Consider the following 9,083-nt stretch of genomic DNA (forward strand, 5'->3'; position numbering starts at 1 on the left):
CCCTCATCCTGAGGAGCGATCTCAAGATCGCGTCTCGAAGGATGTTCCAGCTGGTGCCGGAGCCTCCTGAGGCATCCTTCGAGACGCCGCTGACGCGGCTCCTCAGGATCACGGCTGAGGTCAGGGCCAATCGCCGTGCCGCCAGGTCAGCCGCAATTGACAGGACGGGGCCGGTTTTGCATAGTCGCCGCACGCAGCCGCCCCCAAGGGCGGCGCTTATGTTTTTGAGCGATCGGGATTTTCCTTCGATGCGGCTTGACGCGCGACGAGACGGCGGGAACGGCCAGCGACGATAATGTCGCCGGCGGGTCGCATCGTGCCGGCATCATGCCGCCTTGCGTCCACCCTGCCGTTCCCGGCCCGAGATTCCGCGCTACCCTCCTGTCTCGCCGCAAGGATTTCGCTCCATGAGCACCGTTTCCGCTTCTTCCGTTCTCCTGCCGACCTATGCCCGCGCCCCGATCGCGCTCGAGCGTGGCGAAGGCGCCTGGGCGATCACCGCCGACGGCACCCGCTATCTCGATTTCGGCGCCGGCATCGCCGTCAATTCGCTCGGCCATGCCCATCCGCATCTGGTCGAGGCGCTGACCCTGCAGGCGCAGCGCATCTGGCACACCTCCAATCTCTACACGATGCCCGAGGGCGAGAAGCTCGCCCGCCGGCTCTGCGAGGCGACCTTCGCCGAACGCGTCTTCTTCACCAATTCGGGCGCCGAGGCGAACGAGTGCGCGATCAAGATGGCGCGCAAATATCACGCTGCGAAGGGCCATCCCGAACGCTACCGGATCGTCACCTTCGAGGGCGCCTTCCATGGCCGCACGCTGGCGACCATCGCCGCCGGCGGCCAGCAGAAATACATCGACGGCTTTGGCCCGAAGGTCGACGGCTTCGACCAGGTGCCGTTCGACGACGAGGCGGCGCTGAAGGCCGCGATCGGCCCTGAGACGGCGGCGCTGATGATCGAGCCGATCCAGGGCGAAGGCGGCCTGCGCTCGGTCCCGATGCGCTTCCTCAAACGCCTGCGCGAGCTTTGCGACGAGCACGGCCTGATGCTGATCTTCGACGAGATCCAGACCGGCGTCGGCCGCACCGGCAAGTTCTTCGCCTATGAACACAACGGTGTCGCGCCCGACATCATGTCGATCGCCAAGGGTATCGGCGGCGGCTTCCCGATGGGCGCCTGCCTCGCCACCGAGGAGGCGGCCTCCGGCATGACGCTCGGCACGCACGGCACCACCTTCGGCGGCAATCCGCTCGCCATGGCGGTCGGCAACGCCGTGCTCGACGTCATCCTGGCCCCCGGCTTCCTCGACCAGGTCCAGAAGACGGCCTTGCGTCTGCGTCAGTCGCTGGCCCAGCTCAAGGACCAGCACCCCGATGTGATCGAGGAGATCCGCGGCGAGGGGCTGATGCTCGGCCTCAAGCTCAAGACCCCGAATACCGATTTCGTCGCCCAGGCGCGGGCCGCCGGCTTGCTCGTCGTCGCGGCCGGCGACAATGTCGTGCGCCTGCTGCCGCCGCTGATTATCGGCGAGAGCGAGGTGGCCGAGGCGGTGGCCCGGCTCGACAAGGCGGCGGGCGCGGTCGAGGCTGAGCTCGCTCGGCCGGCGGCGGAGTGAACATGATGTCTGCGACGCGTCACTTTCTCGATCTCTCGGACTTCTCCGCCGGAGAGCTCCGCGCCATCCTCAAGGCAGGCGAGGAGATCAAGGCCCGCCGGCGCACGCCGGCGGCGGCTGGCGACCGCCTGCTCGAGGGCAAGGTCATCGCCATGATCTTCGAGCAGCCTTCGCTGCGGACCCGCGTCTCCTTCGATGTCGGCATCCGCGAGCTCGGCGGCTCGCCGATGATGGTGACCGGCCAGGAGATCGAGCTCGGTGAGCGCGAGACCATCGCCGACACCGCTCGCGTGCTCTCGCGCTATGTCGATGCGATCATGATCCGCATGCTCGACCACGATTCCGTGGTCGAGATGGCGAAATACGCCACCGTGCCGGTGATCAATGGTCTGACCAAGCGCCAGCATCCCTGCCAGGTCATGGCCGACGTCATGACCTTCGAGGAGCGCAAGGGCTCGATCAAGGGCAAGCGCATCGCCTGGACCGGCGACACCAACAATGTCCTGACCTCCTGGGTCCATGCCGCCGGCCGGCTCGATTTCGAGCTCGCCATCGCCACCCCCGAGGAGCTCGCGCCGCCGCCGGCCTTGCTCGATTGGGCCCGCAAGCAGGGCGCGAAGCTGCAATTGACCACCCGGCCCGAGGCGGCGGTCGAGGGCGCCGATTGCGTCATCACCGATTGCTGGGTCTCGATGGGCGACGAGGAAGGCACGCGCCACAACCTGCTGCGACCCTACCAGGTCGATGAGCGCCTGCTCGGCCGCGCCGAGAAGGATGCGATCTTCATGCATTGCCTGCCGGCCTCGCGCGGCGAGGAAGTGACCGACGCGGTCATGGACGGGCCGCAATCGGCCGTCTTCGACGAGGCCGAGAACCGCCTGCATGCCCAGAAGGGCATCCTGGCCTGGTGCTTCGGCGGGGTGGCGGCCTGATGGCCGACGCTTCGCCAGCGGGCGCGCCCGACGATCGGGTGCTGCCTTTCGCCGTGCCCGAGCTCGATGTGCGCGGCCGGGTCGTCAGGCTCGGCCCCTCGCTCGACCAGGTCCTGGAGCGGCACCATTACCCAGAGCCGGTCGCGCGCGTCCTCGCCGAGGCGGCGGCGCTGACCGTCATGCTCGGCACCACGCTCAAGGGCGAGGGCCGTTTCCAGCTCCAGACCAAGAGCGACGGGCCGATCTCGATGCTGGTCGTCGATTTCAACGCGCCGGACTGCTACCGCGCCATGGCCCGCTACGACGCCGATCGCCTGGCGGCGGCGATCGACGCGAACGCGATCTCGACCGGCGAACTGCTCGGCAAGGGCCATCTCGCCATGACCGTCGACCAGGGCACCGATGCGACGCGCTATCAGGGCATCGTCGCGCTCGACGGCCAGAGCCTGGAAGAGGCCGGGCACCAGTATTTCCGCCAGTCCGAGCAAATCCCGAGCCGCATCCGCCTCGGCGTCGGCACCGTCCTGACCGGCAGCGGCCTGGCCTGGCGCGCCGGTGGCCTGATCGTGCAGTTCATGCCGACCTCGCCCGAGCGGCTGCGCGCCGCCGATCTCCACCCCGGCGATGCGCCGGAAGGCCATGAGATCCTCGCCGCCGGCGACGATGACGGCATCAGCGACGACGCCTGGGCCGAGGCGCGCTCGCTGGTCGGGACGATCGAGCATCACGAATTGCTCGACCCGCTGCTGGAGAGCGAGCGCCTGCTCTATCGGCTCTTCCATGAGCGCGGCGCCCACGTCTTCGAGCCCGTCGCGGTGCATGAGGCCTGCCGCTGCTCGCGCGAGCGGGTGCTCGGCATGCTCAAGGGTTTCTCGGCCGACGACCGCAAGGCGATGATCGCCGATGACGGCACGCTCGGCGTCACCTGCGAATTCTGCTCGCGCCGCTACGAGTTCGACCCGGCCGAGGTCGAGGCGGAGATCTCGGCGGGGGAGTGAAGGGCTCGGCGTCATGCTCGCCCTTGTGGCGAGCATCCACGTCTTGAACACCGCACTCGATCAGCAAAGCTAAGACGTGGATGGTCGGGACAAGCCCGACCATGACGATATCGCTTACGCCCGGCACTCCGCCATCAGCTTGCGCATGAAGGCCTCGCCCGCGGCGAACTGCTCCAGCGTGATGTACTCGTCCGGCTGGTGCGCCTGGTCGATCGAGCCGGGGCCGCAGACGATCGTCGGCAGGCCCGCACGCTGGAAATGTCCGGCCTCGGTGGCATAGGCGACGGCGATGGTGCGGTTGCGGCCGGCGAGCCGCATCACCAGCGTCTCGGCCTCCGAGCCGGGATCGGGCGCCAGGCCCGGCACGTCCGAGCTCATCACCGTCTCGATCGCGGCCGATGGCGCGGTCTTGCGCATGCGGGCGAGCACCTCGTCCGACAGCTTGGCGAAACGGGCCGGCACCTCCTCGGGATCGGAGCCCGGCAGCGTACGCACCTCCCAGGCGAGATCGGCGCGATCGGCCAGGATGTTGCGGGCGATACCGCCATGGAACTTGCCGATATGGATGGTGTCATAGGGCGGATCGAAGCGACCGCTCTCGTCGATATGGCCCTCGCGCTCATCGGCCATGGCGACGAGGCCGGCGGCGAGGCGCGTGCCGGCATGGACCGCGCTGGCGCCGAGATGCGGCTTGGAGGAATGCGCGGCAAAGCCGGTGATCGCCGTGAAGAAGGTGCGAATGCCCTTATGCGCATCGGCGAGCTCGAGCGAGGTCGGCTCACCGACGATGACGGCGCGCGGCCTGGGCAGGCTCTTGCCCATCGCGGCGATGCCGTCGACGACGCCGAGGCAGGTCACCTCCTCGTCATAGGAGAAGAACAGGTGGATCGGCGTCGTCAGGTCGGCGGCGAGGAAATCCGGCACCAGCGCCAGCGCCAGCGCGACGAAGCCCTTCATGTCGACGGAGCCGCGGCCATAGGCCCGGCCGTCCTCGACATGCAGCGTGAAGGGATCGCGCGACCAGGCCTGGCCCTCGACGGGCACCACGTCGGTATGGCCCGAGAGGACGACGCCGCCTCTGTCCTGCGGGCCGATCGTGGCGAACAGCGCCGCCTTGTCGCCGGTCGCATTCGGGAAGCGTATCGATGGCACGCCCCAGCCGGTGAGATAGTCCTCGACGAAGGCGATCAGGTCGAGATTGGATTTGTGGCTCACCGTGTCGAAGGCGACGAGGCGGGCCAGCATGTCGAGCGGCTGGTAGCGCTGCCCGGTCGGTGTTGCAGTCGTCAATGCAGGACCTTCTTCACATAGGGCGAATCGAGCGGGAAAAGCGGCACCTCGACATCGAAAAGCGCGCCGTCCTCGCCGAGCATGGCGTAGACACCGCGCATGCTGCCGTCGGGCGTCATCAGCGGGCAGCCCGAGGTATAGCTGAAGCGCTCGCCCGGCTGCAGCACCGGCTGCTGGCCGATAACGCCGTCGCCGCGCACTTCATGAACTTCGCCGCGCCCGTCGGTGATGAACCAATGCCGCGTCATCAATTGCAGGGTGCGCGGCGAGAAGTTCTCGATCTCAATGGTGTAGGCCCAGAAATAGCGGCTCTGGTCCGGGGCGGACTCGCTGTCCATGAACTTGGGCGAGGCGGTGACGCGCACGCCATGCGTTTCGGCCTGGTACATGATCGCGGCTCCGTGCCGCCTCCTTACGGCTCACGCCGGGGCGGCGGGAAGGCCTTGTTATGACCTGGGACGGCGCAGCGTCAATGCCGCCAACCGGCCGTAGACCCGATGATCCGCGACGCGCGGGCATGTGGACAACCCGACACCGGACTCGCCAGCCGCATCCCAGCGCGGCAAGAAGAACGATCAATCTCGCGGCGGACTTAGCTTTGCGCCGCCTTGAACAAGGTGATCTGATAGCGCCATGGCGACGTCGCCCGACATGCAGGCCGAGATCGCGACCGCGCCGGCTTCGCTCGCCGGCCCCGTCGGCGTGCTTCCGCGCCAGGACATCCGCAAGCTCGTCCATTGTGGCATGGTCCGCTCGACCTCCGGCGCCTTCTCCGAGAGCCAGTACCAGCCGGCGAGCCTCGACCTCAGGCTCGGCCACAAGGCCTATCGCGTCCGCGCCAGCTTCCTGCCCGGGCCCAACAAGAGCGTTGCCCAGATGCTCGCCGACCTGACCCAGGACGAGGTCTCGCTCGAGGAGGGCGCGATCCTCGAGAAGAACTGCGTCTACGTCGTCGAGCTGATGGAGTCGCTGCACGAACTGCCGGCGACAATTTCCGCTTTCGCCAATCCGAAGAGCTCGACCGGCCGGCTCGATGTCTTCACCCGCCTGATCGCCGACCGCAGCGGGGCCTTCGACAGCGTTGCCGGCGGCTATTCCGGCAAGCTCTATGCCGAAATCTCGCCGTCGAGCTTCTCGATCAAGGTGCGCAAGGGCAGCCGCCTCAACCAGCTGCGCTTCCGCCGCCGCAGCTCCGGTCAGGAGGAAGCGGAGGGCTTTCGCGTTTCCGACCGTGAGCTGCGCGAGGTGCATCGCCACACGGCGTTGGTCGACGGTCCCGCGACGATCCGCAACGGCCTGATCTTCAGCATCCATCTCGGCGATGCCGAGGGCGAGATCATCGGCTATCAGGCCCAGCGCTTCACCGACGTCATCGATGTCGACCGGGTTGCAGGCTACGAGATCGACGATTTCTGGACGCCGATCCCGGCCAAGCGCAAGCGGCTGATCCTCGATCCGCATCAGTTCTACATCCTCGCTTCGAAGGAACGGATTCACATTCCACCGGCCTTCGCCGCAGAGATGGCGCCGATCGACCCGGCCATGGGCGAGTTCCGCGTGCACTATGCCGGCTTCTTCGATCCGGGTTTCGGCGTCGCTGCCGATGGCGTTCCCGGCAGCCGCGGCGTGCTCGAGGTCAGGAGTCATGAGGTGCCTTTCCTGCTCGAGGACGGGCAGGTGGTCGGCCGGTTGGCGTTCGAGCGCATGGCGACCGAGCCGGATGCTCTCTATGGCGCGATCGGCACCTCGAACTATCAGGGCCAGGCTCTCAAGCTCTCCAAGCATTTCCGCAGCTAGACTGCAGGAAAGGGCATTTTGCTCGGGCCCGGCTCAACCCTTCCTTAGCCGCAAAAACGCAACGCACGCAGGAAGATTGCCCGTTCTGCAACCTTCCCGGCGACAAAACGGCGATTCCGTGTCAGATGGCTCCAAGCGCCGATGGCGTCGCAGGCCGCTGGCCTGCGGCGTGTTCATGCTTGTGTCACCGGCGGGAGGCATCGACCGCCCTCCGCTCAATGGCTTTCGTGGCCAAATGTCTACAGGGAAAGGATTTCTCATGCGCGCCCTCATCATCGCCGGTGTTCTCGCCGCCGCTCTCGGCGGCTGCCAGTCCGTCGAGCAGTCGGCCGCGGAAGCCGATGACGTCTGCATCAATGCCGGCCACCGCCCAGGCACCCGCGCTTTCGAGCGCTGCCGCAGCGACGTCTTCCAGAGCTTCCGCCGTTCCAACGCCCAGGCGAGCAACGCGGTCGCGGCCGGCGTCGTCGCCGGCGCCGTCGGCGGTGCGGTCATCGCCGCTTCGTCGCGCCGCCATTACGGCTATTATGGCTGCGGCTATTACGGCTGCTGGTAAGACGCTCCGCGTCTGAAACAGGCCGCGCTGGACGACAGGGGTTCGGCGCGGCTTTTCTCGCCCGAGGCTAGAAAATCTCCGCTAGACCGGCTTGCGGGCGATGGCTGCACCCGGCTATACGGGCAGGCGTGCGGGCGTAGTTCAGTGGTAGAACGTCAGCTTCCCAAGCTGAATGTCGTCGGTTCGATCCCGATCGCCCGCTCCAAAAATCCTTTGAAACTCAGCCTGTCGAACGGCTTGCCGGTGTGCTCGCGTTCCAGACGTGAGCGGCTGGCGAAGTTCCTCGCGCTCTGCCCGGTGGTCAGTTGGCGGGCCTTCTTCCTCACCATATCTGCACGAGCAGGGTCCGAGGCTGAGCCGGAAACAGTCCGGACCGCGGCGTTCAACGACATCGATGCCGTGCGAGCCAGACCGCGCCTGCGCTGGACCTGGCTACCTATCCGCTCCAGATCGTCATGCGCGGGGCTAACCTTGCCCGGGGCCGCAATCCGCCGCCCGGAAACATCGTTGTCTGGTAAGGTCTGACCGGCCTCTAAGACATTATCTTCGGCATATCCGTCGGAAACCGAAGGTCTCGCCGCAGGCGTGCGTTTCAGGCAACGCGCAGGCTCGATAGCGAAGCGCCGGCGGTGAGCCCCTGAAGCGGCGGTTGTCGGTGATCACATCGGAGAGGGCGTCGAGCCTTTAACGCGTGTTGGCCCGATCATCTCTTCACGCGAACCGGTGTCCACTCTGCGGGAACATGCTTTAGAGGGTTTCCGGTTTAATCCGGGTCTTATCCTGCAGCGTTGAAGTAGTTTGCGCGCTCGGCTGGGGAGAAGAGGTTGACGATCGCGCCGACGGCGTCCCGGAGAGCGGAGATGCTGCGCTCGGCTCTGGCTCGGAGTATGGCCTCGAGCTTGGCGAAGGCGTTTTCGATCGGATTGAAGTCGGGACTGTAAGGCGGGAGGAAGGCGAGCGTCGCGCCAGCGCGTTCGATCGCCTCGCGAACGCCGGCCGGCTTGTGGGCGGGCAGGTTGTCCATGACGACGATGTCGCCCGGCTTCAATATCGGAACGAGAACCTGCTCCACATAGGCGAGGAAGACGGTGCTGTTCATGGCGCCATCGTAGACGAAGGGCGCCGTCATGCCGCCGAGACGCAGAGCTCCGGCGAAAGTGGTCGTTTTCCAATGCCCATGAGGCACGCCCGCCCGACAGCGCTCGCCGCGCGGGGCACGGCCGCGCAGGTGGGCCATCTTGGTCGACAGGCCGATCTCGTCGATGAAGACGAGGCGCTGGGGATCGAGGTCGGGCTGGGCCTCGAACCAGTCCTGCCGCCGCTTCAGGACGTCGGGCCGCTCCTGCTCCAGTAGCGGGGGTGGACTTTTTTGAACGTCCAGCCCCGCCCGCCAAGCCAGGCGCTCAGCGCGCTGCGGCGGATGGAAACGGTGCGCTCGGCAAGGGGCCGTGCCGCCATCTCATGCAGCGTGATGTCCCGACGCTCCTCGATCAGAGCGACAATGAAGGCTTCATGCGCATCGAGGCTCGAGCCGCGACGCCGGCCTTGGGGCCGCGCCGCCAGTTCCCCCGTCCTGGCTCGCGCGATCCATCTGATCGCCGTCGAGATCCCGGCGCCGAACCTCGCCGCCGCCTGGCGGGCCGAAAGACCGTCCGTCGAAGCCTTCACGACACGCACACGAAGATCGTCACTCAGAGCCCGCGCCATCGCCCACCTCCCTCGGGAGGCAGGTTGAATCAGCCATCGCCGCTCTGGCACTTCACAATCGATTCATCCATCAACGAAATGGCTCTATAGAGACCTGTGCGCGGGTAGGCGTGGACTATGGTGGCCGGCCTGTTTCGAGCGCGTTCGTCGCCGTCATCGCTGTTGTGCGCTGATCCGAACTTTG

General features: G+C 66.8%; 8 protein-coding genes and 1 tRNA gene. 6 read left to right on the forward strand and 3 right to left on the reverse strand.

Going from position 1 to position 9,083, the window contains the following annotated elements:
• The first annotated feature begins 407 nt into the window (after nucleotides 1-407).
• From BMZ69_RS20375 to BMZ69_RS20385, 3 genes are read left to right on the forward strand one after another with little or no spacing between them, the layout of a single operon-like run.
• Nucleotides 408-1,619: an aspartate aminotransferase family protein gene (locus tag BMZ69_RS20375; RefSeq protein WP_092160034.1), complete on the forward strand. Its 1,212-nt coding sequence runs from the start codon at nucleotides 408-410 to the stop codon at nucleotides 1,617-1,619.
• 2 nt (nucleotides 1,620-1,621) lie between these two features.
• Nucleotides 1,622-2,551 carry an ornithine carbamoyltransferase gene (argF, locus tag BMZ69_RS20380; protein WP_092160035.1) on the forward strand — a complete coding sequence of 310 codons (930 nt, stop codon included), beginning with the start codon at nucleotides 1,622-1,624 and terminating at the stop codon, nucleotides 2,549-2,551.
• Complete coding sequence (locus BMZ69_RS20385) at nucleotides 2,551-3,549, forward strand: Hsp33 family molecular chaperone (protein WP_092160073.1); 999 nt, start codon at nucleotides 2,551-2,553, stop codon at nucleotides 3,547-3,549. Before argF ends, BMZ69_RS20385 begins: the two co-directional genes overlap by 1 nt.
• Nucleotides 3,550-3,663: 114 nt before the next feature.
• Here BMZ69_RS20385 and argE read toward each other — a convergent pair whose 3' ends face one another.
• Nucleotides 3,664-4,839 (reverse strand): acetylornithine deacetylase, encoded by a 1,176-nt coding sequence (gene argE / locus BMZ69_RS20390; protein WP_280142119.1) that lies wholly within the window; start codon nucleotides 4,837-4,839, stop codon nucleotides 3,664-3,666.
• The gene (apaG, locus tag BMZ69_RS20395; RefSeq protein WP_092160036.1) at nucleotides 4,836-5,228 is read right to left on the reverse strand and encodes a Co2+/Mg2+ efflux protein ApaG; all 393 of its coding nucleotides are present in this window, start codon (nucleotides 5,226-5,228) and stop codon (nucleotides 4,836-4,838) included. The genes argE and apaG overlap by 4 nt, the downstream gene beginning before the upstream one ends.
• 244 nt (nucleotides 5,229-5,472) lie before the next feature.
• Between apaG and BMZ69_RS20400 the strand changes: the two genes are divergently transcribed.
• The 3 genes from BMZ69_RS20400 (at nucleotide 5,473) to BMZ69_RS20410 (ending at nucleotide 7,397) form a co-directional block, all read left to right on the forward strand.
• Nucleotides 5,473-6,636 carry a 2'-deoxycytidine 5'-triphosphate deaminase gene (locus tag BMZ69_RS20400; RefSeq protein WP_280142120.1) on the forward strand — a complete coding sequence of 388 codons (1,164 nt, stop codon included), beginning with the start codon at nucleotides 5,473-5,475 and terminating at the stop codon, nucleotides 6,634-6,636.
• A gap of 259 nt (nucleotides 6,637-6,895) precedes the next feature.
• Nucleotides 6,896-7,192 carry a hypothetical protein gene (locus tag BMZ69_RS20405; RefSeq protein WP_092160039.1) on the forward strand — a complete coding sequence of 99 codons (297 nt, stop codon included), beginning with the start codon at nucleotides 6,896-6,898 and terminating at the stop codon, nucleotides 7,190-7,192.
• A gap of 130 nt (nucleotides 7,193-7,322) precedes the next feature.
• Nucleotides 7,323-7,397: transfer RNA gene (locus BMZ69_RS20410), tRNA-Gly, on the forward strand.
• A gap of 570 nt (nucleotides 7,398-7,967) precedes the next feature.
• Here the strand turns inward: BMZ69_RS20410 and BMZ69_RS20415 are convergent.
• Nucleotides 7,968-8,899, reverse strand: a protein-coding gene (locus BMZ69_RS20415; protein ID WP_244543453.1) for an IS630 family transposase whose coding sequence is annotated in 2 segments (ribosomal slippage) — nucleotides 7,968-8,557 and nucleotides 8,557-8,899 — 933 coding nt in all. Because the reading frame shifts where the segments join, the coding sequence is not laid out codon by codon here.
• Nucleotides 8,900-9,083: the final 184 nt, after the last annotated feature.

The sequence above is a fragment of the Allobosea sp. CRIB-10 genome, from assembly GCF_900112185.1.
Classification (GTDB): domain Bacteria; phylum Pseudomonadota; class Alphaproteobacteria; order Rhizobiales; family Beijerinckiaceae; genus Allobosea.

Coding starts and splice junctions, on each gene's coding strand:
- BMZ69_RS20385 (WP_092160073.1), top strand. CDS start 2,551: ATGGCCGACGCTTCGCCAGCGGGCGCGCCCGACGATCGGGTGCTGCCT.
- BMZ69_RS20375 (WP_092160034.1), top strand. CDS start 408: ATGAGCACCGTTTCCGCTTCTTCCGTTCTCCTGCCGACCTATGCCCGC.
- argF (WP_092160035.1), top strand. CDS start 1,622: ATGATGTCTGCGACGCGTCACTTTCTCGATCTCTCGGACTTCTCCGCC.
- BMZ69_RS20400 (WP_280142120.1), top strand. CDS start 5,473: ATGGCGACGTCGCCCGACATGCAGGCCGAGATCGCGACCGCGCCGGCT.
- BMZ69_RS20405 (WP_092160039.1), top strand. CDS start 6,896: ATGCGCGCCCTCATCATCGCCGGTGTTCTCGCCGCCGCTCTCGGCGGC.
- apaG (WP_092160036.1), bottom strand. CDS start 5,228: ATGTACCAGGCCGAAACGCATGGCGTGCGCGTCACCGCCTCGCCCAAG.